The sequence below is a fragment of the Mesorhizobium sp. WSM2240 genome, assembly GCF_040438645.1.
Taxonomy (GTDB): domain Bacteria; phylum Pseudomonadota; class Alphaproteobacteria; order Rhizobiales; family Rhizobiaceae; genus Allomesorhizobium.
On sequence record NZ_CP159253.1, the window covers coordinates 5,482,243 to 5,508,511 of the forward strand.

26 protein-coding genes are annotated in these 26,269 nt (G+C 63.6%); 18 read left to right on the top strand and 8 right to left on the bottom strand.

Annotated elements, in window-relative coordinates; all coding sequences use genetic code 11:
- Window positions 1-83 precede the first annotated feature (83 nt).
- Complete coding sequence (locus ABVK50_RS27260) at window positions 84-911, bottom strand: AraC family transcriptional regulator (RefSeq protein ID WP_353643611.1); 828 nt, start codon at window positions 909-911, stop codon at window positions 84-86.
- Window positions 912-1,205: 294 nt separating this feature from the next.
- On the opposite strand from ABVK50_RS27260, the gene ABVK50_RS27265 reads away from it, so the two are divergent.
- From ABVK50_RS27265 to ABVK50_RS27275, 3 genes are read left to right on the top strand one after another with little or no spacing between them, the layout of a single operon-like run.
- Complete coding sequence (locus ABVK50_RS27265; protein ID WP_353643610.1) at window positions 1,206-1,766, top strand: sigma-70 family RNA polymerase sigma factor; 561 nt, start codon at window positions 1,206-1,208, stop codon at window positions 1,764-1,766.
- Window positions 1,763-2,431 carry an anti-sigma factor gene (locus tag ABVK50_RS27270; protein WP_353643609.1) on the top strand — a complete coding sequence of 223 codons (669 nt, stop codon included), beginning with the start codon at window positions 1,763-1,765 and terminating at the stop codon, window positions 2,429-2,431. The genes ABVK50_RS27265 and ABVK50_RS27270 overlap by 4 nt, the downstream gene beginning before the upstream one ends.
- Window positions 2,421-3,836, top strand: a complete 1,416-nt coding sequence (locus ABVK50_RS27275) for a S8 family serine peptidase (protein ID WP_353643608.1) — start codon at window positions 2,421-2,423, stop codon at window positions 3,834-3,836. Before ABVK50_RS27270 ends, ABVK50_RS27275 begins: the two co-directional genes overlap by 11 nt.
- A gap of 6 nt (window positions 3,837-3,842) precedes the next feature.
- Here ABVK50_RS27275 and ABVK50_RS27280 read toward each other — a convergent pair whose 3' ends face one another.
- Window positions 3,843-4,865, bottom strand: coding sequence for a substrate-binding domain-containing protein (locus ABVK50_RS27280; RefSeq protein WP_353643607.1), 1,023 nt, complete (start codon window positions 4,863-4,865; stop codon window positions 3,843-3,845).
- A 349-nt stretch (window positions 4,866-5,214) separates the two neighbouring features.
- Between ABVK50_RS27280 and ABVK50_RS27285 the strand changes: the two genes are divergently transcribed.
- The 5 genes from ABVK50_RS27285 (at window position 5,215) to ugpC (ending at window position 11,754) form a co-directional block, all read left to right on the top strand.
- Window positions 5,215-6,573, top strand: coding sequence for an ABC transporter substrate-binding protein (locus tag ABVK50_RS27285; RefSeq protein WP_353643606.1), 1,359 nt, complete (start codon window positions 5,215-5,217; stop codon window positions 6,571-6,573).
- Window positions 6,574-6,769: 196 nt separating this feature from the next.
- The gene (locus tag ABVK50_RS27290) at window positions 6,770-7,783 is read left to right on the top strand and encodes a sugar ABC transporter permease (RefSeq protein WP_353643605.1); all 1,014 of its coding nucleotides are present in this window, start codon (window positions 6,770-6,772) and stop codon (window positions 7,781-7,783) included.
- 1 nt (window position 7,784) lies between these two features.
- Window positions 7,785-8,939: a carbohydrate ABC transporter permease gene (locus ABVK50_RS27295; protein WP_353643604.1), complete on the top strand. Its 1,155-nt coding sequence runs from the start codon at window positions 7,785-7,787 to the stop codon at window positions 8,937-8,939.
- Window positions 8,940-8,943: 4 nt separating this feature from the next.
- A complete protein-coding gene (locus ABVK50_RS27300) occupies window positions 8,944-10,608 on the top strand; it encodes an alpha-glucosidase family protein (protein WP_353645789.1) in 1,665 nt (554 codons plus the stop codon).
- Window positions 10,609-10,641: 33 nt separating this feature from the next.
- Window positions 10,642-11,754 (top strand): sn-glycerol-3-phosphate ABC transporter ATP-binding protein UgpC, encoded by a 1,113-nt coding sequence (gene ugpC, locus ABVK50_RS27305; RefSeq protein ID WP_353643603.1) that lies wholly within the window; start codon window positions 10,642-10,644, stop codon window positions 11,752-11,754.
- On the opposite strand, the gene ABVK50_RS27310 is transcribed toward ugpC, so the two are convergent.
- From ABVK50_RS27310 to ABVK50_RS27330, 5 genes are all read right to left on the bottom strand, one after another.
- A complete protein-coding gene (locus ABVK50_RS27310) occupies window positions 11,755-12,603 on the bottom strand; it encodes a metal ABC transporter permease (protein ID WP_353643602.1) in 849 nt (282 codons plus the stop codon). It abuts the gene before it with no gap.
- A complete protein-coding gene (locus tag ABVK50_RS27315) occupies window positions 12,600-13,460 on the bottom strand; it encodes a metal ABC transporter permease (RefSeq protein ID WP_353643601.1) in 861 nt (286 codons plus the stop codon). The genes ABVK50_RS27310 and ABVK50_RS27315 overlap by 4 nt, the downstream gene beginning before the upstream one ends.
- Window positions 13,457-14,374: a manganese/iron ABC transporter ATP-binding protein gene (locus ABVK50_RS27320; protein WP_353643600.1), complete on the bottom strand. Its 918-nt coding sequence runs from the start codon at window positions 14,372-14,374 to the stop codon at window positions 13,457-13,459. The genes ABVK50_RS27315 and ABVK50_RS27320 overlap by 4 nt, the downstream gene beginning before the upstream one ends.
- Complete coding sequence (locus ABVK50_RS27325; protein WP_353645788.1) at window positions 14,371-15,183, bottom strand: metal ABC transporter substrate-binding protein; 813 nt, start codon at window positions 15,181-15,183, stop codon at window positions 14,371-14,373. Before ABVK50_RS27325 ends, ABVK50_RS27320 begins: the two co-directional genes overlap by 4 nt.
- Before the next feature lie 293 nt (window positions 15,184-15,476).
- On the bottom strand, window positions 15,477-17,312 hold the full coding sequence (locus ABVK50_RS27330) for a cation:proton antiporter (RefSeq protein WP_353643599.1): 1,836 nt from the start codon (window positions 17,310-17,312) through the stop codon (window positions 15,477-15,479).
- On the opposite strand from ABVK50_RS27330, the gene ABVK50_RS27335 reads away from it, so the two are divergent.
- The 4 genes from ABVK50_RS27335 to ABVK50_RS27350 are packed head-to-tail and all read left to right on the top strand — an operon-like array spanning window position 17,304 to window position 22,227.
- On the top strand, window positions 17,304-17,807 hold the full coding sequence (locus ABVK50_RS27335) for a Fic family protein (RefSeq protein WP_353643598.1): 504 nt from the start codon (window positions 17,304-17,306) through the stop codon (window positions 17,805-17,807). The two genes, ABVK50_RS27330 and ABVK50_RS27335, sit on opposite strands and share 9 nt — an antisense overlap.
- A 30-nt stretch (window positions 17,808-17,837) precedes the next feature.
- Window positions 17,838-18,866: an ABC transporter substrate-binding protein gene (locus tag ABVK50_RS27340; RefSeq protein ID WP_353643597.1), complete on the top strand. Its 1,029-nt coding sequence runs from the start codon at window positions 17,838-17,840 to the stop codon at window positions 18,864-18,866.
- Between the two features lie 54 nt (window positions 18,867-18,920).
- On the top strand, window positions 18,921-21,149 hold the full coding sequence (locus ABVK50_RS27345; protein ID WP_353645787.1) for an iron ABC transporter permease: 2,229 nt from the start codon (window positions 18,921-18,923) through the stop codon (window positions 21,147-21,149).
- A gap of 1 nt (window position 21,150) precedes the next feature.
- Window positions 21,151-22,227: an ABC transporter ATP-binding protein gene (locus tag ABVK50_RS27350; RefSeq protein ID WP_353643596.1), complete on the top strand. Its 1,077-nt coding sequence runs from the start codon at window positions 21,151-21,153 to the stop codon at window positions 22,225-22,227.
- Here ABVK50_RS27350 and ABVK50_RS27355 read toward each other — a convergent pair.
- Window positions 22,217-23,008: an inositol monophosphatase family protein gene (locus ABVK50_RS27355; RefSeq protein ID WP_353643595.1), complete on the bottom strand. Its 792-nt coding sequence runs from the start codon at window positions 23,006-23,008 to the stop codon at window positions 22,217-22,219. The two genes, ABVK50_RS27350 and ABVK50_RS27355, sit on opposite strands and share 11 nt — an antisense overlap.
- Window positions 23,009-23,220: 212 nt before the next feature.
- Between ABVK50_RS27355 and ABVK50_RS27360 the strand changes: the two genes are divergently transcribed.
- The 6 genes from ABVK50_RS27360 to ABVK50_RS27385 all read left to right on the top strand — a co-directional run bounded on the left by ABVK50_RS27360 (window position 23,221) and on the right by ABVK50_RS27385 (window position 25,995).
- Entirely contained in the window at window positions 23,221-24,120 is a 900-nt protein-coding gene (locus tag ABVK50_RS27360) for a Ku protein (protein ID WP_353643594.1), read from the top strand.
- Window positions 24,121-24,330: 210 nt separating this feature from the next.
- Window positions 24,331-24,477, top strand: a complete 147-nt coding sequence (locus ABVK50_RS27365) for a hypothetical protein (RefSeq protein WP_353643593.1) — start codon at window positions 24,331-24,333, stop codon at window positions 24,475-24,477.
- Entirely contained in the window at window positions 24,474-24,800 is a 327-nt protein-coding gene (locus tag ABVK50_RS27370) for a hypothetical protein (RefSeq protein WP_353643592.1), read from the top strand. The genes ABVK50_RS27365 and ABVK50_RS27370 overlap by 4 nt, the downstream gene beginning before the upstream one ends.
- A gap of 114 nt (window positions 24,801-24,914) precedes the next feature.
- Complete coding sequence (locus ABVK50_RS27375; RefSeq protein WP_353643591.1) at window positions 24,915-25,118, top strand: hypothetical protein; 204 nt, start codon at window positions 24,915-24,917, stop codon at window positions 25,116-25,118.
- A 22-nt stretch (window positions 25,119-25,140) separates the two neighbouring features.
- Window positions 25,141-25,641, top strand: coding sequence for a DUF892 family protein (locus ABVK50_RS27380; protein ID WP_353643590.1), 501 nt, complete (start codon window positions 25,141-25,143; stop codon window positions 25,639-25,641).
- A gap of 93 nt (window positions 25,642-25,734) precedes the next feature.
- Window positions 25,735-25,995 carry a hypothetical protein gene (locus ABVK50_RS27385; RefSeq protein ID WP_353643589.1) on the top strand — a complete coding sequence of 87 codons (261 nt, stop codon included), beginning with the start codon at window positions 25,735-25,737 and terminating at the stop codon, window positions 25,993-25,995.
- Window positions 25,996-26,269 lie beyond the last annotated feature (274 nt).

Sequence of the window (26,269 nt, forward strand, 5' to 3'; positions counted from 1 at the left end):
ACCTGCGGCTGGCGGCTGGCCCTATCCGGCCGCCAGCCTTGCGCGCCGGCGCCAGCTCGCCGTGGCGGTTTTACAGCAGAATCTCAGTTCACGGCTTCGGCATAGGCGCCGGGCGATATGCCGTATTTGCGGGTGAAAATCCGGGTCATGTGGCTCTGGTCCGAGAATCCGCAGGCCGCGGCCGCCTCGGCCAGCGGCGTGCCGCGCCGGATCAGCCGCCTTGCCGCGTCGACGCGGCGCTGGACCAGATAGGCGTGCGGCGTGAGCCCCGTGGCCCTGGCAAACGCCCGCAGCAGCTGAAAGCGGCTCAAGCCGCTGTCACGCGCCAGGTCCGAAAGCGTCACGGTTGCCGTTGGATCGTCGTCGATGCGGCTGCGGGCCATGGAAATCGCGTCGGGAACGGACCGGTCACGATCGACATCCCCACGCATCACCTCCGCCAGCAGCATCAGCAGCCGTTCCTCCCGCGCGACCGCCTTTGCTGTTTCGACTGGCGTCGCTGCTTCCGCTCCGCCGGCCGTCACGGCCGAAAACAGCGCGCCGAAGCGGGCTGCGATGCGGGCGTCCGCAATGACGGGCTGGGCGAATTCGAACGTGCTTGTCCTCCCCTGGCTTAGGTCGCGGGCGGCGTCCGCGATCAGCGGAGGGTCGAAATAGAGCATGCGCCATGAGCGGCCGGCATCACCGATCGGAGCGCCGTCATGCACTTCGCCGGGATTGACGGTGATCGTGTCTCCGGCGCCGGCCTCCACCATGCCGCGCCCGCTCAGAGACTTCTGCGCGCCGCGATGGATAACGCCTATCCCGAACTGCTCGTGCGTATGGCGCGGAAAAGCGTGGCGCGTCTCCGCCTCCACCGCATCCACGCCGGCGATCAGGCACCGGCGCATTTTGAATTGGCGCTTTGCCACGTCTCGCGCTCCAGCCCTCTATTGGCGCCTGCTGCGGCCAGTTTGCCCGTGCGCGCGTGAAACCGCAACGAGTCGTCAGAGCGAGGGGGGACAGTTTACTTTCTTTCCGTGGAAAGGCGGCAGCAGTCGAGAGTTTCGTGAGCGGAAAAAAGTAAGCAGTCCCCTGCGGCAGACCGGCGAGATGCGCACCAGCGCCCCTCACGCTGGCGCAGTTTCCGCTCTTGGGCTAATCCTTCACCAACAGGATGAACCTTTCCGGGTCCGCATGCGACAGAGCCGACAGAAGCGCCGGTCATGACGAACGATACCGATCGTGACCTGGTCGGCCGCGTCGCCAAGGGCGATCGCGCCGCCGTGCGGCTTCTGTTCATGCGCCACCACGCGCGGGTCTACCGCTTCGTGGCGCGCCAGACGGGATCGGAAGCGATGGCGGACGACATAGCCAACGAAGTTTTTCTGGAGCTGTGGCGGCAGGCGCCGCGCTTCGAAGGTCGGTCGGAAGTCTCGACCTGGCTGCTCGGCATTGCCCGCTTCAAGGCGCTGTCGCATCTGCGCAAGAAAAGCGAGGCGTGGATCGACGATGACGACGCCGCGGCCGTGGCGGATACCGCCGACACGCCGGAAGTGACGGTGCTGAAGGAGAACAAGGCGGCTGCGCTGCGGCGTATGGTCGACGCGCTGCCCGAGGAGCATCGCACCGTGGTCGACCTCGCCTACTATCACGGCAAATCGGTCGCCGAGATCGGCGAGATCCTTTCGATACCTGTGGCGACGGTGAAGACCCGGATGTTCTATGCCCGCAAGAAGCTCGGCGAGGCGTTGAAGGCCTCCGGGCACGACAGGGGTTGGCCATGAGCGCCGGAGAGAACATGTCGCGCCGCGACGAATTGGAAGCGCTGCTGCCCTTCTACCTGAACGGCACGCTGGAAGGCGACGACCTCGAAGCCGTCGAGGAATGGTTGGCCTCCGACCCGGAGGCAGCGGTGGCGCTCGCCGAGGCCGACGCTGAATTCGCCGGCGCGGTCGCCGCCAACGAGGCGCTGCGGCCGCCGCCCGATGCGCTCAGCCGCTTTTCGAAGGCGCTGGAGGCGGAAGCCAGGCCTGCGAGGGCAGAGGCCGGAACATCCTGGCTCGCCGGCCTGTGGGAACGGATTGCTGGCCTGCCGGCGGGGCTCGCCTGGGCGACGGCTGCCGCTGCGGTCATGCTGCTTGTCGTGCAGGCGGCGCTCGACAAAGGCAGGCAGGGCGGCGATTTCGAGATTGCGGGCGAGGAAAGCGGCGTCGGCTCGATGCCATTCGCCTTCGTCAAGTTCAGGCCGGAAGCGGAGATGGCAGACATCTCGGCCTTCCTGGTGGAAAACGGCGCGGCCATCGCCGGCGGGCCGACCGCGGGCGGCGTGTTCCGCATCGCCATCCCCGCCGAGACCGCCGCCGACTACGAGAGGCTGGTCGGCCTTATTGCCGCCCAGCCCTTTGCCGAAACTGTTTCCGAAGGCAGGAAACCGGCCAATGGCGGGTAAGGCATTCAGGATTGCGGCGTTTTCAGCGGCCATGCTTGCGGGCGTGGCTCCGGCCTTGGCTCAGACCAACGATCCGTCCGGCGCGCTGCCGACAGATCGGCTGACGGCCCGGCCTGAAGGCGCCAGTCCGGCAAACGGTGCGGCGGAGGATGCGGTGCTGCTGCCGGACCTTCTGTTCGACCTGTTTCCCAATCCGGCCGGCGGCGAACCGCCCCAGCCGGATGACGGCGGACAGACGCCGCCCGCGACCTCGCAAACGGGAGGACCGCCGCCCGTGCCGGCGCAAAATCCGCTTGGCCCCGCCGCTGCCGCCGCGGCGCGTCGGCCGCTCGCAGCACCGGCGCGGGCGATCGCCGGCGAATTTGTGCCCGATGAGGTGCTGGTGACGATCGAGGGCGACGGCGCGGTGGTCCTGCAACTCGCCGCCGAGTTCGGGCTGGAAGTCCGCTCGCAGCGGCTTTCGGCGCTGCTCGGCCTGACGATCGTGCGCTTCGGCATTCCCGATGGCCGGCCGGTCGGCGTCGTGCTGGCCCAGCTCGCCGCCGACGGCCGCGCGCAAAGCCGCGCGCCCAACCATGTCTACGATCTGCAGCAGGCGCCGGCCGTGATCAACTACGCCTTCCAGCGCATCGCGCTCGATTCGGCTGCGGCCAGCGGCAAGGATGTGCGCATCGCCGTCATCGACACGGCGGTGGACGAGACGCATCCCGCCCTGGAAGGTGTCGTTGCCGAGATTTTCGACGCCATGCCGGAGGTCGAGATCACGTCGCGCGACCATGGCACTTCCGTTGCCGGGCTGATCGCCGGCACAGGGCCGTTTCGCGGCATGGCGCCGGGGTCGAGCATCTATCATGCCCGCGCCTTCGAGGACGGCAAGTCGACCATGGACACGATCCTGAGCGCTCTCGACTGGGCGGCGGGCAAGGATGTGCGCATCATCAATATGAGCTTTGTCGGGCCGCGCAACGAGCTGCTGGAGACCGCATGCCGCAATGCGCGGGCGCGAGACATGGTGCTGGTGGCGGCGGCCGGCAATAACGGCCCGAAGGCGCCGTTCGGCTACCCCGCCGCCTATCCCGGCGTCACCGCCGTGACCGCGACCGACGAGCAGGATCAGCTGATGCAGCAGGCCAATCGCGGCGCTTACGTCTATCTGTCGGCGCCCGGCGTCGACATGATCGCGCCGGTCGGCGGCGGCTCCGATCTTGTCACCGGCACATCGTTTGCCGCGGCGATCGTCTCGGGAGCGGTGGCCAACCTGATCCGCAGCAATCCCCAGCGCTCGGCCGAGTGGATCGAGAAGGCGCTGGCCGAGACCGCCACCGACCTCGGCAGCGCCGGCCGTGACGGCGATTTCGGCTACGGCCTGCTCAACGCAAAGGCGGCGGATGCGGAGAAGGAATAGGCGCGGTCAGCCTGCCGCTCCGGCGATCGAACCGCGAACGACGAGATCGACCGGCCAGATCTCGCCGCGCGCGCCTTCCTCCAGGCCCGAAATCCGCGCTGCCAGGCGTTCGGCGATGCGCGCTCCGGCCGCCCGGATCGACGAGCGCGTTGTCGACAGCGGCACTGAAAAATGCTCGGGTTTCAGCCAAGGGAACACGTCGTCATGGGCGATGAGCGACACGTCGCCGGGGATAGTCAGGCCGAGATCGCGCACCGCGCGCACCACGCCGAGCGCCATGATAAGGCTGGAACAGGCGATCGCCGTCGGCGGTTCGGGCTGCTCGAGCAGGCTGCGCGCCGAGCGGTAGCCGTTCTCCTCGATCATCGCCACAGAGCGGATCCTTTCGGGCGGCAGCGCCAGGCCGGCCGAAGCCAGCGCGCGCCTGACGCCACGCTCGCGGAAAATCGCAAAGGTCTGCCCGTCATCGCCATTGATCAGCGCGATGCGCTTATGGCCGAGCTGGACCAAAAGCCGCGCCGCTTCGTGGAACGCGCCCTCATTGTCGATGTCGAGGAAGGGGTAGTCGAAATCGAGCCCTTCGGCGCGGCCATGCACCAGGAAGGGCAGGCCGAGCTGGTTGACCAGCGAGATGCGCCGGTCGGCAGGTCGCGGCGCGGAGATATAGACAGCGTCGACCTGCTTGTTGGCGGCGACGCGGCGATAGGTCGTCTCCTCGTCGTCGGCGTCGGCGGGGCTCAGCACGAGGTCGAGCTCGTGCGAGCGCGCATAATCGCCGAGGCCCGACAGAAATTCCACGAAATGCGGGTCGATGTCGACCGAGGCGCCGGTCGGCAGCACATAGCCGATCATGCCCGCCTTGCCGGTGGCCAGGCGCCTGGCGCTCGGGTTCGGCCGGTAGCCGTGGCGCTTGGCGGCGTCGGTCACGCGGCGGCGGGTTTCCTCGCTGACTTCCGGATAGCCGTTCAGCGCCCGGCTCACCGTCGTCTGCGAGAGTTGCAGCATGTGCGACAGCTGTTTGAGGTTCACAGCAGGGCTCCAGGTTCTCAAAGCGCTTTGAAATGCAGCCGGATTGCTGCTTTTGCCTCTCGTTGCGCAACGGTCAATATAAGCCGCGGATCGTCTCTCCAGAAGTGATATTGCATGCTGCAGCGCCAAAAAAGCATGCTGCGCTGCGCGAGCCGGACATTTTAAATCGGTTTATGCTCCCGACCTCTTGACTCTTCGCAACTTCGGTGGCGTCATACGCTTAGCCAAAGCGCTTTGGGAGCTCTGTCCGCGCGGTTGCGATCCGCGCGGGGCTGGGGCACATTCGAGCGGCCGTCGGCAGGACGGAATGGAGGTTCCGTCTCCCTTGAGAACCGTTGGGAGGACTATCATGAAAAAAACCCTGATGCTGGGCGCCGCCCTTGCCGCGCTCGCCCTTGGCACGCCGGCTAACGCCGAACTGAAATTCCAGCCGGGTGAAGACGCCGCCCGCTTCACCTGGGCCAACTACGATGAATTGAAGAAGGTCGACCTGAAGGGCGAGACCCTGTCGATCTTCGGGCCGTGGCGCGGCGAGGACGAGGCTCTGGTACGCTCGGTGCTGGAGTACTTCAGCGAGGCCACGGGCGCCACGATCAACTATTCCTCGTCGGAAAACTACGAGCAGCAGATCGTCATCGATACACAGGCCGGCAGCCCGCCCAACATCGCGATCCTGCCTCAGCCCGGCCTTCTCCAGGATCTGGCGTCCAAGGGACTGCTCATCCCGCTCGGCGACGACGTCGCCACTTTCGTGAAGGACAATTACGGCGCGGGACAGTCCTGGGTCGACCTCGGCACCTACAAGGACAAGGACGGCACCGAGAAATTTTTTGCGTTCCCCTACAAGGCGGACCTGAAGTCGCTGGTCTGGTACGTGCCGGAGAATTTCGAGGAAGCCGGCTATGAAGTTCCCAAGACCTGGGAAGAGATGATGGATCTCACCGACCAGATAGTCGAAGACGGCGGCGTGCCGTGGTGCATCGGCCTCGGCTCGGGCGGAGCGACCGGCTGGCCGGCGACCGACTGGGTCGAAGACATCATGCTGCGCACGCAACCGCCGGAAACCTACGACAAGTGGACCACGAACGAGATCCCGTTCACTGATCCGGCGGTGGTAAACGCCTTGCAGATCTTCGCCGACATCGCCACCAACGACAAATATGTCGACGGCGGCAGCGCGGCGGTGGCGGCGACCGACTTCCGCGACAGCCCGAAGGGCCTCTTCGGCATCCCGCCGAAATGCTACCTGCACCGCCAGGCCTCGTTCATCTCGTCCTTCTTCCCGGAAGGCACGCAGCTCGGCGAGGACGCAGACTTCTTCTACCTGCCGCCGATGGCCTCCAAGCCGGAACTCGGCAGTCCCGTTCTCGGCGCCGGCACGCTGGTCGCAATCACCAAGGACTCGAAAGCCGCGCGCGAATTCATAAAGTTCCTCGAAATGCCGATCGCGCACGAGATCTGGATGGCGCAGTCGGGCCTGCTCACGCCGCTCAAGACGGCCAACAAGGACGCCTACGCCAATGAGCAGTTGAAGAAGCAGGGCGATATTCTGGTCAATGCGTCCACCTTCCGCTTCGACGGTTCCGACCTGATGCCCGGCAAGATCGGCGCCGGCGCCTTCTGGACCGGCATGATCGACCTCGTCGGCGGCAAACCGGCAGCAGACGTGGCGGCCGACATCCAGAAGAGCTGGGACGCGATCAAATAGCTTTCGATCTGGCGGAGGGGATTTCCTCTCCGCCTCGCTTTGCTCGGCGGACGGGAGCCAAGCTGGACGAGCATCATCTCCCCTCACGGAGCGAGGAGAGGTGTGTCGCGCGCAGCGCGACGAGGGGCATACCGGAAAGTCAGGATGAATACCCAAAGAGCCTGACGCGAATTGGTCTTCATGAGGGGAGGAACCTATGGCGGCTCAGATTTTTTCGGCGATCCTGGTCATCATCATCGGCGTCGGCGGTTGCGTCGGCTATTTCTGGGGCGCCAACAAGCTGCTCGACGTGATCTTTCCCTCGCGCGGCGTGAAAGGCGGGGCGGCGATCGACAATCTGCGCCGCCAGGGAGTTATCCGGCCATGGCTCTTCATCGGGCCGGCGCTTATCATTCTGACGGTCTATCTGATCTATCCCGTGGTCCAGACGCTGATCCTGTCCTTCCACGGCCGCAGCGGCGAAAATTTCGTCGGCCTCGACAACTATTCCTGGGCGTTCGGGGACCGCGAGTTCCGCAACTCGATTTTCAACAACCTGCTTTGGCTGCTGGTCGTTCCGGCCGCCTGCACGTTCCTCGGGCTGGTGATCGCCGTTCTGACCGACAAGATTTGGTGGGGCACGATCGCCAAGAGCCTGATCTTCCTGCCGCTCGCCATTTCCTTCGTTGGCGCCAGCGTCATATGGAAGTTCGTCTATGAATATCGCGGCGAGGGCCAGACCCAGATCGGCATCCTCAATTCCATCGTGCAGTTCTTCGGCGGCGAGCCACAGGTGTGGATATCGCTGCCGTTCTGGAACAATTTCTTCCTGATGGTCATCCTGATCTGGATCCAGACCGGCTTCGCCATGGTCATTCTGTCGTCGGCGCTGCGCGGCATTCCCGAGGAGACACTGGAAGCCGCCGTGATCGACGGGGCCAACCCGTTCCAGATTTTCTGGAAGATCATGATCCCGCAGATCTGGGGCACGATCGCTGTCGTGTGGACCACCATCACCATACTGGTGCTGAAAGTGTTCGACATCGTTCTGACGATGACCAATGGCCAGTGGAACAGCCAGGTCCTCGCCAATCTCATGTTCGACTGGATGTTCCGCGGCGGCGGCGATTTCGGCCGCGGCGCGACGATAGCCATCATCATCATGCTCGCGGTGCTGCCGATCATGATCTGGAACATCCGTCAGGCAAACAAAGAGACCGGAGGACACTGAGATGGCCAATCCGACCGGCAAGTCCTACGTCGGCCGCTTCGGCGTCCATATCGCGGTCCTCTTCTTCGTGGCGCTGTGGACCCTTCCGACGCTCGGCATCCTGATTTCCTCGCTGCGCGACAAGGATCAGATCATAGTCTCCGGCTGGTGGACGGCGCTCACGAGTTCCACCCAGACCGAGGCCGGGCGGCTGCCGCCGCCGAACACGGCCGTCGAAAAGGACGGCCAGTTCGTCCTGGAAGGAAATCTGTTCGAGGAGCCGGGAAGCCGCGAGATCGCCAGTTTCGGCATCCGCGCCCAGGCGCCGACCGAGTTCGAAGCCGGCAGCGTCGCCGATCTCGGTGACGGCGAGACCCTGCAGGTCAACGCCGATGGCGGCTTCATCATGACGATGCCGGCAGCTTCCGACTCAACGCGCGGCCGGCGCGTCTATTACGCCGCGACGGTGCCGCCGCGGTTCACCACCGAAAACTACGAGAATGTGCTGTTTTCGGAAGGCATCGGCCGCTCCTTTATCAATTCGCTGACGGTGACCATCCCGGCGACCGTGATCCCGATCATGATCGCCGCCTTCGCCGCCTATGCGCTCGCCTGGATGCGCTTTCCCGGCCGCGCGCTGCTGATCGCCACAATCATCGGCCTGCTCGTCGTGCCGCTGCAGATGACGCTGATCCCGTTGCTGGAAATGTACAACAACATCGGCAATCTGTTCGGCGTGCCGTCCAAGACCTATCTCGGCATCTGGCTGGCTCATACCGGTTTCGGCCTGCCTTTCGCGATCTACCTCCTGAGGAGCTACATGGCCGGACTGCCGCGCGAACTGATGGAATCGGCCCGCATCGACGGCGCTAGCGACTTCGAGATTTTCGTCAAGATCGTGCTGCCGCTGTCTTTCCCCGTGCTCGCCTCCTTCGCGATCTTCCAGTTTCTCTGGGTATGGAACGATCTGCTGGTCGCCATGGTTTTCCTGGGATCGGGCGCGAACCAGCTTGTTCTGACCGGCAAGCTCAACGCGCTCCTCGGTTCGCGCGGTGGCGATTGGGAAATCCTGACGGCTTCGGCCTTCGTGACGATCATCGTGCCGCTGATCGTGTTCTTCTCATTACAACGCTATTTCGTCCGCGGTCTGCTCGCGGGCTCGGTAAAAGGAGGCTGATATGATGCAGTCCGTTCTGCGCAAGGCGGAAGAGCCGGACCTGGCTGTCGACCGCGACTGGTGGCGCGGCGCGGTGATCTATCAGATTTATCCCCGCAGCTATCAGGATTCCAACGGCGACGGCATCGGCGACCTCAAAGGCATCATCCGCCGGCTGCCTTACATCGCCTCTCTGGGCGCCGACGCCATCTGGATCTCGCCCTTCTTCAAGTCGCCGATGAAGGATTTCGGCTACGATGTATCGGATTATTGCGACGTCGATCCGATGTTCGGCACGCTGGCCGATTTCGACGAACTCATCGCCGAGGCGCACCGGCTGGGCCTGCGGGTGATGATAGACGAGGTCATCTCGCATACGGCCGAAGAGCATCCCTGGTTCAAGGAAAGCCGCTCCTCGCGCGACAATCCGAAGGCCGACTGGTTCGTCTGGGCCGACCCCAAGCCCGACGGCACGCCGCCCAACAACTGGCTGTCGATCTTCGGCGGCTCGGCCTGGCAGTGGGACACGCGCCGGCAGCAATATTATCTGCACAATTTCCTGGCCGAGCAGCCGGACCTCAATTTCCACAACAGCGAGGTCCAGGACGCATTGCTGGACGTGACGCGCTTCTGGCTGGAGCGCGGGGTCGACGGCTTCCGCCTCGATACCATCAACTTCTATTTCCATTCGCAGGGGCTTGAAGACAATCCGCCGCTGCCGCCGGAAAAGCGCAACGATTCCATCGCGCCCGCCGTCAACCCGTACAATTATCAGGACCATCTCTACGACAAGAGCCGGCCCGAGAATCTTGCTTTCCTGGAGCGGTTCCGGGCGCTGCTCGACGAGTATCCGGCGGCGGCGGCCGTCGGCGAGGTCGGCGACGCCCAGCGTGGGCTCAACATCGTCGCGGCCTACACGTCCGGCGACCGCGTCCAGATGTGCTATTCGTTCGATTTCCTCGGACCCGAGAAGATCAGCGCCCCGAAAGTGCGGACGGTGCTGGAAACTTTTGGAAAAGTGGCAAGCGACGGCTGGTCGTGCTGGGCTTTCTCCAATCACGACGTGATGCGCCACGCCTCGCGCTGGGGCAAGGGCGAGGCCGACCAGACCGCCTATCTGAAGGTGATTTCCGCACTCCTGATGTCGCTGCGCGGCTCGGTCTGCCTCTATCAGGGCGAGGAACTCGGCTTGCGCGAAGCCGACCTTGCCTTCGAGGATCTGCAAGATCCCTACGGCATCCGCTTCTGGCCGGAATTCAAGGGCCGCGATGGCTGCCGCACGCCGATGGTGTGGGACGGAAACGCCAAGAATGGCGGCTTCTCGTCGGCCAAGCCGTGGCTTCCGGTGCCACGCGAGCATCTCGCTCAGGCGGTCAGCGCGCAGCAGGGCGATCCGAATTCGCTGCTCGAGCACTACCGCCGCTTCCTAGCCTTCCGCCGCGCGCATCCGGCCTTCGCCAAGGGCGAGATCGAGTTTCTGGCGGCCGACGGCGACGTGGTCGCCTTCACCCGGCGCCAAGGCAATGAGGAGATCGTCTGCGCCTTCAATCTTGGATCCGCGCCCGCTTCCCTCGATCTCGGCGGCGATCGTTCGATTCAGGCGCTGAGCGGGCACGGCTTTACCGGGCAGGCGGATGCAGGCAAAATCCGGCTGGGCAGCTATGGAGCATGGTTCGGGCGCATCGTCTGAGCGGGACACGTCGATCAATTCGGGAGGAAAAGCATGGCCGATCTCACTCTCAGGCAAATCAGGAAATCCTACGGCAATCTGAACATCCTTCATGGTATCGATCTCGACATTAAGTCGGGCGAATTCATAGTGTTCGTCGGACCGTCGGGCTGCGGGAAGTCGACGCTGCTGCGTACCATCGCTGGGCTCGAGGAGATCACCTCCGGCACGTTGCAGATCGCCGGCGAGACGGTAAACGACGTGCCGCCTTCGAAGCGCGGCATCGCCATGGTGTTCCAGAGCTACGCGCTCTATCCGCACATGACCGTCTACGACAATATGGCGTTCTCGATGAAGATCGCGCGCGAGAGCAAGGCCGAGATCGACAAGCGGGTGCGGCAAGCCGCTGAGATCCTGCAGCTGACCAAATATCTCGACCGCCTGCCCAAGGCGATGTCGGGCGGCCAGCGCCAGCGCGTCGCCATCGGGCGCGCCATCGTGCGCAACCCGAAAGTCTTTCTCTTCGACGAGCCTCTATCAAACCTCGATGCGGCATTGCGCGTGGCGACCCGCATCGAGATCGCCAAGCTCAAGGAGTCTATGCCCAACACGACGATGATCTATGTCACCCACGACCAGGTCGAGGCGATGACGCTGGCCGACCGCATCGTCGTGCTCAAGGATGGCCATATCGAGCAGGTCGGAACGCCGATGGAGCTCTACCGCCATCCCGGTAATCTGTTCGTGGCGCAGTTCATCGGGTCGCCTGCCATGAACATATTGCCGGCGACGATCGAGAAACCCGGCGCCCAGACCTCCATCACCCATGTCGGCGGCCGCAAGGTCAGCCTGCCGGTGACGACGCCGGCCGAGAGCGCCGGCGCGGCGATCAGCTTCGGCGTCCGCCCGGAGGATCTGAGAGTGGCGACGGGCGCGGACTACCTTTTCGAGGGACCGGTCGACTATGTCGAGCAGCTTGGCGAGGTGCAACTGGTCTATGTCGGCATCGGCCGCGCCGACGAGCCGCTGGTGGCCAAGCTGCCCGGCAATGCGGAGATCAAGCGCGGCACGGTGCTGCGCCTGACTGCGGACGCCGGCGACCTCCACATTTTCGACGCGGAGGGGCGTTCATTCGCACGCGAAAGGCTGGCGGCGCAGGCGGCGTAGCTACGGCGTTTCCGTCGCAAGCAGCCGTTCCATGCGGGCGGCCTTGCGGCGCGAGATGAAGAAGGCTGCGACGAAGGTCAGGCTCATCAGGAGCACGATTGTCGGCGCGGGCGCCGAATCGAGGAAGAAGCTCAGATAGACGCCGAAGAACGACGCCAGGACCGCAATGGCGACCGCGATCATGAGCATGCGTTCGAAGCGGTCGGTGAGCAGGAAGGCGATGGCGCCGGGAGCTATCAGCATGGCGATGGCGATGATGATGCCGACCGCCTTCAGCGCGCCGACGATGGTCAAAGACAGGATCGACAGCAGCCCGTAATGCAGGAGCCGGACCGGCAGGCCGATGGCGCGCGCATGCTGCGGGTCGAAGGCGTGGACGAGGAGATCGCGCCGGAAGATCATGATCGCGCCGCCCGCGATCGCTGCGATGACGCCGCTCTCAGCCACGTCGCGCCAGGTGACGCCGAGCATGTCGCCGAACAATATGTGGTCGAGATGCACGTCGGTCTCGATCTTCGTGTAGAGCACGATGCCGAGCCCGAACATGCCGGAGAAGACGACGCCCATGACGGTGTCTTCCTTGACCCGGCTGTTCTCCTTGAGAAAGCCGGTGGCGAGTGCGCAAACCATGCCCGCGCCGAAGGCGCCGATGGCGAGCGGCAGGCCGGCAATATAGGCGAGCACGATGCCGGGCAGAACGGCGTGGCTGATGGCGTCGCCCATCAGCGACCAGCCCTTCAGCACCAGGAAGGACGAAAGCAGCGCCATCGGCACGGCGACCAGCACGGCGATGGCGAAAGCCTGCTGCATGAAGGGGAACTGGAAGGGAAGCAGGAGGGTTTCGGTCATGTTCCCGCCTCCAGCGCTTCACGGGCCCGCCGCCTGGCCGCCAGCATGCCGTGCTTGGGCGCCAGCGCGAAGGCAGCAAGGAAGATGGCCGTCTGCAGCACGACGATGATGCCGCCTGTCGCGCCGTCGAGGAAATAGCTGGCATAGGCGCCAACGAGGCTGGTAGCAGCGCCGATCGCCACGCTGATCACGATCAGCCGCGGGAACCGGTCGGTCAGCAGATAGGCGGTCGCGCCGGGCGTCACCACCATGGCGATGACCAGGAATGCGCCGACGGTCTGCAGCGCCGCCACCGTGCAAGCCGAAAGCAGCGTGAAGAACATCGCCTTCAGCCAGTCGGGATTGAGGCCGACGGAGCGGGCATGGTTCTCGTCGAAGAAGGTGACCATCAGGTCCTTCCATTTGACGAGGAGTATGGCGAGCGACACGCCGGCTATGATGACCAGTTGCAGCGTGTCTCCGGGGGTCACCGCGAGGATATTGCCGAGCACGATGGTCTGGATGTTCACCGAGGCCGGCGACAGGGAGATCATGAACAGGCCGAGACCGAAGAAGGAGGTGAAGATCAGACCGATTATGGCGTCTTCCTTGAGCTTGGTGCGCTGGTTCAGAAACAGCATCGCCGCCGCTGCCAGCCCGCCCGAAATAAATGCGCCGAAGGCGAAGGGCAGCCCGATCATGTAGGCGCCGGCAACGCCCGGCACGATGGCGTGGGAGAGCGCGTCGCCGATCAGCGACCAGCCCTTCAGCATCAGATAGGCCGACAGGAAAGCGCATACGCCGCCGACCAGCGCCGACACCCACATGGCGTTGACCATGTAGCCGTAGGCGAAGGGTTCGGCGAAGGTGGCGATCACTTCTGTTCGTCCGGTTCTTCGGGGCTTGCCGAGTCGCGCGGATCCGCGCCATTGCCGTAGATGACGAAGGGCCGCTCGTCGTCGGTCAGTACCGTCACCCGGCGCGGATCGGCGTCGTCATGCAGGTCTGCGCCGCCGAGGATGAACTGGCGCAGCACGCCGCCGAACGCTTTTTCCAGATTGGCATGGGTGAACACTTCCTTGGTCAGGCCCTCGGCCAGCACCGTCCTGTTGATCAGCACGGCGCGGTCGCAGAAGCGCGGCACCGAGCCCAGATTGTGCGTCGACACCAGCATGATGCGGCCTTCGTCGCGCAGCGATTGCAGGAGCGTGATGATCGCCTCCTCGGTGCGCACGTCGACGCCGGTGAAAGGCTCGTCGAGCAGGATGATTTTTCCCTCCTGAGCTAGCGCGCGGGCGAGGAAGACACGCTTCTTCTGGCCGCCGGAAAGCTCGCCGATCTGCCGCCTGCGGTAGTCGGCCATGCCGACGCGCTCCAGCGCCTCCTCCACCGCCTGCCGGTCGGAAGGTCGCGCCATGCGCAGGAAATTCATGTGGCCGTAACGGCCCATCATCACGACGTCCTCGACCAGAACCGGAAAGTTCCAGTCGACGTCCTCGCTCTGCGGAACGTAGGCGACGGCGTTCTCCTTCAGGGCGTCGGCCGCCGGTCCGCCGAAGATCCGCACCCGACCGGCGGCGAGCGGCACAAAACCCATGATCGCCTTGAACAGGGTCGACTTGCCGCTGCCATTGACGCCGACCAGCGCAGTGATGCTGCCCTTCGGGATCGAGAAGGAGGTGTTGCGCAACGCCGTGTGACCGTTGCGGTAGGCGACCGCTATGCCCTCGACCGAAAGCCCGTCGCCGGGCTGCGGCGCGCTGCGGGGTCTCGTCGGGAGCGGTGCGTTCACTCGGCAAGACCTTTCGCTATGGTCTCGGTGGTGACGCGGAGCAGGTCGAGATAGGTCGGCACCGGCCCGTCCGCGGCGCTAAGCGAATCGACATAGAGCACGCCGCCATATTTGGCGCCGGTCTCTCGCGCCACTTGTTCGGCGGGATCGGGGGATACGGTGCTTTCCGAAAACACCGCCGGAATGTTGTTGGCGCGCACCGCGTCGATGACCTTCCGCACCTGCTGCGGCGTACCCTGCTGGTCCGCATTAATGGGCCAGAGGTAAAGCTCCTTCAGGCCGAAATCGCGCGCCAAATAGGAGAAGGCGCCCTCGCTGGAAACCAGCCAGCGCCGTTCCTCGGGAATGGCGGCGAGCCGCGCGCGGATCGGCTCCACCGTCGCCCTGATCTTCTCCGAATAGGCGGCGGCGTTCTTGGTGTAGGTCCCGGCGTTCTCCGGATCGTGCTCCGCGAAGGCTTTGCTAATGTTCTCGACATAGATCAGCGCCGCTTGCGGCGACATCCAGGCATGCGGGTTGGGCTTGCCTGTATAAGGGCCCTCGGCGATGCCCATCGGCTCGACGCCTTCGGAAACGACGACACCCGGCACTTCGCTCAGATTGGAGAAGAATTTTTCGAACCAGAGTTCGAGGTTGAGGCCGTTCCAAAGGATCAGGTCGGCCTTCTGCGCTTTGATCAGGTCGCCCGGCGTCGGTTGGTAATTGTGGATCTCGGCGTCGGGCTTGGTGATCGATTCGACCACGGCCGCGTCTCCCGCGACATTGCGGGCAATATCGGCAATCACCGTGAAGGTGGTCACTACTACCATCTTTTCGCCCGCCCCACCGCTTCCAGCGTCGCCTTCGGCGGAGCATGCGGCGAGAACAAGGGCGAGGAGCAGAGCCGAAGCGGTCGCGAGCAATCTCATAAGACATCCTGATTTGTGCGCCGCGCAATACGGCAGCAGCCTAGGCATAGGTAGGGCAGGTCCTTGCGACTGTCAATGCAATTGCAAATCGTTTGCAACAAGGATGAAGACGGCGAAGCATACTTTGTCAGGAACGACCCGGCAGATGCTCGATCCGGACCAGAAGGGCTCAGCGGCTGTTGATACACAACAGACTAGGCGGCCGCGGGTGGTTCCGTCGGTTTCGTGTCGTCCGGCGTCTCCGGTTCGTCATTTGCCAAGGGCGGCTCGACATCGCCTTCCAGAATCTGCTCGACAATACCGCGCGCGATCTCGCGTTCGCCCATGATCACGGTGTCGGCGCCGAGCCTCCTCAAATGCTCGACCTCGGCGTCGGAATGGGCGCGGGCGATGATGGCGATGGCCGGATTGGCCGCCCGCGCGCGCAGGATGATCTGGCCGGCCTCGAATGCGTTGGGGATGGCCAGGATCAGCCGCTTCGCCCCGGCTGCATTGGCCGATGCGAATACCTCGCCTTTGGCGGCGTTGCCGGCCACCGTTTCGATGCCGTCGGCTTGCAGCCGGGCAAGCGTCTTGTCCGAGTCTTCGATGACGAGAAACGGCAGACCTGCTTGCTTGAGCGATTGACCGACAAGATCGCCGACCCGGCCGTAACCGACCAGAATCGTATGCTCATTCATCCTGGTCAGTGGCGGCGCACCATCCCCCGCGTCGCCCGGGGCCTCTGCCAAGGTCGCGACCTGGCCGGGCTCCGTTGCCGGCGCGACCGGTTTGGCCGCAGGCGCGGCCGCGATCTTGCCCACCCGCTTCTCCAGCCAGGGCTTCAGGCGCTCGGCGCCGGCAAAAACCAGCGGGTTGAGCATGATGGACAGGATCGCGCCGGCAAGGATCAGGTCGCGCCCCTGCTCGGGAAGCAGGTCCAGCCCGACGCCGAGTTCGGCCAGAATGAAGGAGAATTCGCCGATCTGCGCCAGACTGGCCGAGATGACCAGCGCCGTGGCGATCGGGTAGCCGAAGGCCAGGACGATCAGGAAGGCGGCCACCGATTTTCCTATGACGATGATGAACAGCGTCGCCAGGATGGGCCAAGTTTCGTGAAACAGGGTCGTCGGATCGAACAGCATGCCCACCGAGACGAAGAACAGCACCGAAAAGGCATCACGCAGCGGCAGCGATTCCTCCGCCGCCTGCTGCGACAATTCGGATTCGCTCATGATCATGCCGGCGAAGAACGCGCCGAGCGCCAGCGAGACGCCGAACAGTTGCGCCGCGCCGAAGGCGACGCCGAGCGCTATTGCGAGCACCGAGAGCCGGAACAATTCGCGCGAGCCGGTGTGGGCGACATAGTGCAGCATCCACGGGATGATCCGGCGGCCGACCACGACCATGATGATGACGAAGGCGGCGACTTTGGCCAGCGTTACGCCGACGACCCCCCACAGACCGAGATCGAACCGTAGCGACAGGATATTGGCGCTGGTTTCCACACCCTGCCCTGTGCTGCCGAGCATGCCGGCCAGCGCCGGCAGCAGAACCAGCGCGAGCACCATCGCCAGATCCTCGACGATGAGCCAGCCGACGGCGATGTGGCCGCGCTCCGTGTCGATCATGCGGCGTTCCTGAAGTGCGCGCAAAAGCACGACAGTACTCGCGACCGACAGGGCCAGGCCGAAGACGATGCCGGCGCCGACCGGCCAGCCCAGCATCCAGGCGAGGCCGGCGCCAAGCGCCGTTGCAAATCCGATCTGCACCACGGCGCCGGGGATCGCTATGGCGCGCACCGACAGAAGATCCTTGAGCGAGAAATGCAGGCCGACGCCGAACATCAGCAGGATCACGCCGATCTCGGCGAGTTCCAGTGCCAGGTTTTGATCGGCGACGAAGCCGGGCGTGTTCGGCCCAACCAGAACGCCTGCGATCAGGTAGCCGACAAGCGGTGGAATGCGGAAACGGTTGGCCAGCGCACCGAAGACGAATGCCAGCCCCAGACCGGTGACGATCGTTGCGATCAGGGGCGTTTCATGCGGCATTGCTGTGGCTGCACCTTTCACTCAAAATGGAGGACTGCCGCGAAATTCGCCGCGATTCCAATATGGTGGAGAGGTCCGCCCCGACGCAAGCCCGGCTGGCCGCGGAGGTTCAACTGGCTGAAACAGCAGGATTTCTTACGCGGGCTGGATGAGCAGGGATTTGCGGCGGACGGCGCGCATTTTCTCGGTGAACTGAATGCCATTCATCCGTTTCGCGAAGGGAATGGCCGCACTCAGATGGTACTCTTCGGACTTTTGGCCGACCAAGCTGGACATCCTCTCGATCTGGAGCAACTGGAACCGGAGATTTTTCTGCCTGCTATGATCGAAGCCTTCAACGGCGACGAAGTGCGGCTGGCTGCTGAGATAAGGCGGATGCTCGAGACGGCAACTCGTCCCGATCGGCGCGGCGCGTGCCGAATCTCTGCCAATTGCAATTCATCGGGAAAGCCCGCAATCTGTTTGCCGCCGCACCGAAACGGAAACGTTTCGTAAGACGGCAAACGACCAGGGAGGAGTTTTTCGATGACAAGCAAGAATCTGCTGGGCGCCACTATGCTGGCGGCCGGCCTGTTTTCCGGCATTTCGGGAGCGAGCGCGGAGAGCCTGACGCTCTATTGCAGCGCCGACGAAGCATGGTGCCAACAGATCAAGACCGGCTTCGAGGCCGAGACCGGGATCACGGTCGATATGACCCGCAAGAGCTCGGGCGAGACCTATGCCCAGGTGCGCGCCGAAGCCGGAAACCCGAAGGGCGACATCTGGTGGGGCGGCACCGGCGACCCGCATTTGCAGGCGGCCGAGGAAGGCCTGACCGAGGAGTATGTCTCGCCGATGCGCGACCAGCTTCATCCCTGGGCGATCAAGCAGGCGGAAGCGGCCGACAACAAGACGATCGGCGTCTATTCGGGCGCGCTCGGCTTCGGCTACAACAGCGAACTGCTGGCCAAGAACAACCTTCCGGAGCCGAAATGCTGGGAAGACCTGACGAAGCCCGAGTATAAGGGCCACATCCAGATCGCCAATCCGAACTCTTCAGGCACCGCCTACACCACGCTCGCGACGATGGTTCAGCTGTTCGGCGAGGACAAGGGCTTCGAGTACATGAAGGCCCTGCACAAGAACGTGAACCAGTACACGAAATCCGGCTCGGCGCCGATCAAGGCCGCCGGTCTCGGCGAGACCACGATCGGCATTGTCTTCATGCATGACGCGGTGGCGCAGACGGTCGCCGGCTTCCCGATCGTCACCGTCGCGCCCTGCGAGGGCACCGGATACGAGATCGGCTCGATGTCGCTGATCAAAGGGGCGCGCAACGCCGACGCCGCCAAGAGGTTCTACGACTGGGCCCTGACCGCAGAAATGCAGTCCAAGGCGCAGGAAGCGAATTCCTTCCAGCTGCCGTCAAATAAGTCGGCCGAGAGCTCCGACAAAGCGCCCGACCTCTCGACGATCAAGCTCATCGACTACGATTTCAAGAAATACGGGTCGAGCGACGAGCGCAAGCGCCTGCTGCAGAAATGGGACGAGGAAGTCTCGACGCTGCCGCAGTAGACCGTGCGGGCCCGCAAGACCGGCAGCCGATTGCATCCGACCGTCATCCTTTGGATGGCGGTCGGATGGCTCGGCTTTGCCGTGTTGCCCTGGTACGGGCTGGACAGCAATTTCTTCACGCTGTCCTGGCTGCTTGACGGCTATCCTTTCAATGGCGACGTAGCGCCTGCCCTGTTCCTCATCCTGCAGGGCGAGAAGCCCTGGCTAGCGCCGATGGGCGTGCTCCTCACCGCCCCGTTCCTGTTATGGGGCCGGGAAAAGAGCGATCCGCTGTCCGGTGCGCTGCTGATCGCAATCGGCGCGGCCGGCTTTTCCTGGCTGCTGTTCCAAGGTTTCGCCATAGGCCTGCAAGGCTTCCAGTTCGACTGGCTGACAACGCTTTTTGGCGAACTGGACGACCGCCAGTTCGGCATGGGCTACGGCGCGCTGCTCACCGCCGGCGCCTTCCTGTTCCTGTTCACGCTCGGGCTCGCCGGACGCGGCGCGGTCGGCGGCGACGTGTTCGTGGTCGGCTCGATCGGTTTCGTGGTCGCGGTGGTCAGCCTGTTCATCTTCATGCCGATTTTCCAGATGCTGCTCAGTGCGCTAATCACCGAGGAAGGCAGCTATTCGCTCGCGACCTTCTTTGCCAAGCTCTTCAGCCACCGGCTCTGGGGGCTTGGCTGCCTGGCCGGTGGCAGCCGCTGCGGCGTCGCCTGGAACTCGCTCTTCCTGGCCGTGCTTGTCGGCATCCTCACCACCTTGCTCGGCCTGATCTTCGCGCTCGTCGTCACGCGAACCGGATTCCGGTACGGCAGACTGCTCAGGGCGCTGACGGTGCTGCCGATCATCACGCCGCCCTTTGTCATCGGCCTTGCCATCATCCTTCTGTTCGGCCTGTCCGGCGCGGTGACGCAGACCTTCGCCGAGCTTTTCGGCGTACAGCCTACCCGCTGGGTCTACGGCCTGCCGGGCCTCCTTATCGCGCAGGTGCTCGCCTTCACGCCGATCGCCTTCCTGGTGCTGATCGGCGTTGTCGAGGGCGTCAGCCCGTCGATGGAGGAAGCGGCGCAGACATTGCGCGCCAATCGCTGGCAGACCTTCCGCACCGTGTCGCTGCCGCTGATGCGCCCGGGACTGGCAAACGCTTTCCTGCTCGGCTTCATCGAAAGCATGGCCGATTTCGGCAATCCGCTGGTGCTCGGCGGCAATTTCGACGTGCTCTCGACCGAGATATTCTTCGCCATCGTCGGCGCGCAATACGACCAGGCCCAGGCCGCCATACTGGCGCTCGTGCTCCTTTTCTTCACGCTGAGCGCGTTCTACGCGCAGCGCTTCTGGCTGGGCAGGAAATCCTACACCACCGTCTCCGGCAAGGGCGACGCCGGCGTCCATCCGCATCTGCCCAACGGCCTGAAATACTCCGTCTATGCGGTTGCCGGAGCATGGGCCGCGTTCACTATTTTCGTCTATGCGACGATCTTCTACGGCAGCTTCGTCAAGCTGTGGGGCGTCGACCACAGCCTGACCTTCACTCATTACGTCAAATCCTTCGCGATCGGCTGGAACGAGTTCGGCATACACTGGATAGGCTCGGCCTGGAGTTCCTTCTGGACGACGATCACCATTTCGCTGATCTCCGCCCCGCTGACGGCGATGATCGGGCTTCTGACCGCCTATCTCCTGGTCCGGCAGGATTTCGCCGGCAAGGAAGGCTTCGAGTTCGGCACCATGCTGTCTTTCGCTATCCCCGGCACGGTTATCGGCGTCTCCTATGTGATCGCCTTCAACGTGCCGCCGATCGAACTGACCGGAACGGGCCTGATCCTCATCCTGTCCTTCATCTTCCGCAACATGCCGGTCGGGGTACGCGCGGGGGTCGCCTCGATGTCGCAGATCGACCGCAGCCTCGACGAATCCTCGCTGACGCTCGGCGCCAATTCCTGGCAGACATTTCGCAATGTGGTGCTGCCGCTGCTCAGGCCCGCCATCCTTGCGGCGCTGGTCTATTCCTTCGTGCGCGCCATGACCGCCATCAGCGCGGTCATCTTCCTAGTCAGCGCACGTTACGACATGTCGACCAGCTACATTGTCGGACGCGTGGAAAACAACGAATACGGCGTCGCCATCGCCTATTCGTCCGTGCTGATCGCAGTGATGCTCGTCGTGATCGGACTGATGCAGCTTGCCGTCGGCAGCCGTAAGCTGGGCAGGCGTGGCCGCGAGGATCCGCAATCGGCAGGCTGGCGCAGCAATGTCAGCCTGCCCGCGCGGCAGCAACCGGCTTTCACGGGAGGCGGCTGATATGGCCGAAATACGCAGCAACGCCGCATCGGTGGAGTTCCGCGACGTCACCAAGATCTACGGCAAGAGCGCCGTTCCAGCCGTGAACGATGTCTCGCTCTCGGTCGCGGCAGGCAAACTGGTGACGCTGCTTGGCCCGTCCGGCTGCGGCAAGACCACGACGCTTCGCATGATCGCCGGGCTGGAGATGGCGACGAGCGGTACGATCCTGATCGGCGGCAAGGACGTGACCCGGCTGCCGGCGACCGATCGCGACGTTTCCATGGTGTTCCAGTCCTACGCGTTGTTCCCGCACATGACGGTGACGGAAAACGTCGAATACGGCCTGCGCTTTTCCGGCTTCGCCAGGCGCGAGGTGAAGGATCGAGCCAGCGCAGGCCTGGAACTCGTCGGCCTGACCGGCTTCGGCGAGCGCTTTCCGAGTCAGCTCTCGGGTGGGCAACAGCAGCGTGTAGCCGTCGCCCGCGCGCTGGTGCTGGAGCCGCAAGTGCTGCTTTTCGACGAGCCGCTCTCCAATCTCGATGCCAAGCTCAGGCGACACGTCCGGGAGGAAATCCGGGAGATCCAGACCAAGCTCGGCCTGACGGTGGTCTATGTGACGCATGACCAGGAGGAGGCGCTTGCCGTTTCGGACCGCATCATCGTCATGAACAATGCCGCGATTGCGCAGGATGGCACGCCGCGCGAACTCTACGACGCCCCCGCCAACGCCTTCGTGGCGGACTTTATCGGCGAAGCAAACATCCTCGACTGCGAGGTGACATCGGTGAGCGGCGGCATCGCCGATGTGCGGCTCGGCCCGGTGGAGATGCGCCTACCGGCGCGTGGCCGGCAGGTCGGTCCGGCCAGGCTGGCGGCGCGGCCGAACCGCATCGACATCCGAGAGGGTGGAGCCGAAAACACGCTGGCCGGCAGGCTGCGCAAGGTGACCTATGTCGGCAGTCATCTCGAATTCGTGGCCGAGACGCAATTCGGCGACATTTTCGTCACCTCACCGGATGTGAACGCTCCGTTCGAGCAAGGGACCGCGGTCGGGATCGGATTTCCGGCGAAAGGCCCGGTGCTGATTACCGACTGAAGGCGTCGTCGCAAAGCGCGCTGACCTTGTCGAACACGCCCGCCCCGCTGGCGACGACCATCGACCCACGTTCGACGACGGTTTCCGGGTCCGGAACAAGGATGCGTCCCCCGGCTTCCTCGACCAGAAGCAGGCCGGCGAGGCAATCCCACGCGTTCATGTGCTCCTCGCAATAGGCGAGAAGCCTGCCCGCCGCCACATAGGCCAGCATCAGCGCGCCGGAGGCGTTGCGGAAGAACACCCCGCCCTCCTCGAACAGCAACTGGATCAGCGTGACGATGTTCTTCAGTTCGGCGCGATTGGAAAAACCGGTCCCGACCGAACCTTCCGCAAGGCTGGTCGCGGCGCTGGTCCTGATCGGGCGGCCGTTCAGGAATGCGCCGCCGCCGCGCCGGGCATAGAAAATCTCGCCCGTGGACGGCTCGTTGATGACTCCGATTTCGGTCACTCCGTCCTTGGCGCAAGCGATGACGACGCACCAGGCGGGAATGCCGCGCACGAAATTGGCGGTGCCGTCGATCGGGTCGATCACCCAGACATGGCCGGACGTGCCGCTCAGCGCCGCGTGCTCCTCGCCGACAATGGCATCGTCGGGGAATTCCTTCTGCAGGGCGGCACGGATGAACAATTCCACCTCGCGGTCGCCATTCGACACCAGATCCTGATGGCCCTTGCTCTCGATGGTCAGCGATTCGATCTCGCGGAAATAGCGGCTGCCCAGTTCGCCGGCTTCCCTCGCCAGTTCGACCGTGAATGCGAGCCGGCTATCGATTTCATGCATGAACGGTCCCCTCGTTCGGGAGCGCAACGCTCCCGTCCATTCCGACTACCAGACCAATTGCCGGCTTGAAAGGCCGCCTATATCCAGCCGCGGACCGCGACGCCCGCCGCGAATTGCGTAGGATAGCGTTAACCTGGTTTAGGCGTATTATGCGCCGCGCAGGCCTGCCGCTCGTCGCGCCGGACTGCGCATTGGCAATGCGAGGCATGAGAATGGCACTGCGGCCGGCATGGAAGGGTTATCTGAAGCTTTCGCTGGTGACCTGCGCCGTGGAGTTGTCCAACGCCACCACGCAAAGCGGCAAAATCTCGTTCCGCACCATCAATCGGAAGACCGGCAACAGGGTGAAGCGACAGTACATCGACTCGGCCAGCGGAAAACCGGTCGACGAAGACAGCCAGGTCAAGGGCTATGAGATAGACGATGACGAATTCCTGCTGATCGAGGAGGAGGAGATCGAGGCGGTCCAGATCGAATCCTCCCATACGATGGAACTCGAGGGATTCGTCGACAAGTCCGACATCAAGGAGGTCTACCTCGACACTCCTTACTATTTGAGCCCGGCCGACAAGGTGTCGGAGGAAGCATTCGCCGTCATCCGCGAGGCGCTCGCCGCCAAGAAGATGGCCGGGCTGGCCCGCATCGTGCTCTATCGCCGGGAGCGGCCGGTGCTGGTCGAACCCTTCGGCAAGGGCATGCTGGTCACGACGCTGCGCTACCAGAACACGGTGCGCAAACCGGACGAAATCTTCGACGACTTGAAGGGGGTGAAGCTCGACGAGGACATGGTCGAGCTGGCGGCCGACATCGTCGACAAGAAGAAAGCCAAATTCAATCCGGCCAAATTCGAGGACCATTACGAAACAGCGCTGATCGAACTCGTCCGCTCCAAGAAGGCCGGCAAGAAGATACAGAAGGCAAAGCCGGAGACGAAACCCTCCAACGTCGTCAATCTCTTCGACGCGTTGAGAAAAAGCCTGGCCGAGGACGCCGGCAAATCGGCCGGAGCGTCGGAGGATAAGCCCGCGCCGCGCAAGAAGTCGAACAGGCCGGACAAGGAGAAGTCCGAAAAAGCCAAGCCGAAATCCTCCTCGAAGAGCAAGTCGGCATAGGCTGACCGAGCGCGGCGGCGCTGTCGCCGGCCAAGCCAAAATTTCTAACAAAGCCGGAACCAAATCCCCCCTCGTCCGCTTTTTCCCGACTACCGGGAGATGCGCAATGGACAGGCTGATCGATTTATTGCTGGCGTTGCTGAGTGCACGCTGGTTTCCGTACTGGCCGCCCGAAACCGCTGATTTCAGGCCCGTGAGGAGGCGCTGAATATGGTTCGCATGCTCTCCATTCTCTTCGCCGGCTGGGTGGTCAACCGCGTGATGGCGGAAAACCGGATAAGGCATCCGATCGCGCTTCTGCCGCCGCCTGGCCGGAAGCGGCGAGAACGCCCGCAGGGAGAAAGGTATCCCAAATGACGATGGCAGATCAGGACAAGCCCGGCCAACCCGGCAATCCAGCCGAAGAGGATGTGCCCGAGGCCGTAGAGGACGATGCGCCAGTCGTGGAAGAGGACTGGGAACGGGTCGACGCCGCCGAAGCTGAAGCGGGCGCCGATGAAGAGGACGTCTTCGCGTCGGAAGAAGTGGAAGTGATCCCCGAGGAGACGGACCTTTCGCAAGAAGACGACGACGACAATCCCTACCAGGAGAGCGACGAGGCCCTGCCTGACGACGAGGAAGAGGCCGCGATCCGCCACGATCTGCTGGACCGGGACGAGGGCGAGCGCTTCGGCGATTGACCCGCAGCCCTACCGCCCTCTTAAAGGCGGATTCTTTGCGCAATTTCGGGAACCAACGAGCCGCGCCGCTGTTGAAGGGCGGGTGCGGATGGTGCTCTCGGGAGGGTACGCCAAATGAAGAAACTGATCAGCAGCTTTCTGGCTGAAATGCAGCCCTTATGGCTGAAGCAACGCCAGCAAAACGCAATCGGCCGCCGCATCGAGCGGCCCGAACAGCTCGAACAAATCATCCGCGCCAATCCATGGGTTCCGTTCCAGAAACGCGAACCCGGCCACCAGATGCAGAGAAACACGCGTGGGGCGCAGAGCCGCCACTGACCGGAACCGGAGACAACACACAATGGCCAAGCAAAAGACGCTGGAGGACCTGTTCCACGACGGGCTGAAGGACATTCTCTACGCCGAGCGCAAGATCCTGAAGGCCCTGCCGAAGATGGCGAAGGGCGCCGAGGGCGCCGAGGTAAAGGCCGCGTTCGAAAAACACCGCGACGAAACCGAGACGCAGATCGAGCGGCTCGAAAAAGTATTTGAGATCTTCGGCAAGCGCGTGCAGGGCAAGAACTGCCCGGCCATTGAAGGAATCATTGAGGAAGGCGAAGAGATACTGGAGGATTACAAGGGCACTCCGGCGCTGGATGCCGGGCTGGTGTCCGCGGCGCAATCCGTCGAACATTACGAGATAACCCGCTACGGCACGCTGAAACGCTGGGCCGAAGTGCTCGGCATGAGCGATGCGGCGAAGCTGCTCGACCAGACGCTGCAGGAAGAGTCGAAAACCGATTCCGACCTGACCAAGCTGGCCGACGCCATGGCCAATTCGAAGGCGCTCAAGGCAGCCTAGCAATTGGCGTAATGCCCTACGCCCCCGCCTGCCCGGACGGGTGGGCGGCGCAGGGTGCAAGCTGGTAACGCCTGCCGGACATCAGGATGGCCCGTGCCTTTCTACCGTTTCGAATTTCGCGACGAGACCGGCACGCAGACGATGCCGGATATCGACCTTCCAGATCTCGACGCGGCCTACGAAGAGGCCAAAAGATCGACGCGCGACCTTTTGGTCGAGGCAACGATGAAGGGCGAGGAGCGGACCGGCTGGGCCTGCCGCGTCTATGACCAGGACGGACAACGCATCCTCTCCGTGAATTTCGAAGATGTCGTCCTCAATCGAGCAGACGACGATCCCGCAGACCTTCCGTAATCCCGCGAAACAGTCCCGCCTTTCATTTTTTCCCCTTCAGCGGTCCAAAAGTCACCGTTCTGAGGCGCTGCGGGAACCAACTTGCCCGCCACTTGTTGGTTTTGAGTGTTGTTGCAATGCCTTGAAGGGAGAGAACGAAAATGCACGGCATCATTTATCTCGTCGGCCTTGTCGTGGTCATTCTCGCAATTCTGTCGCTGTTCGGGCTGCGCTGAGCGGTTGCCCGTCATCCGGCTGCCGCCGGTAGTGCGAGCCAAATGTTTCCGAGGAGACC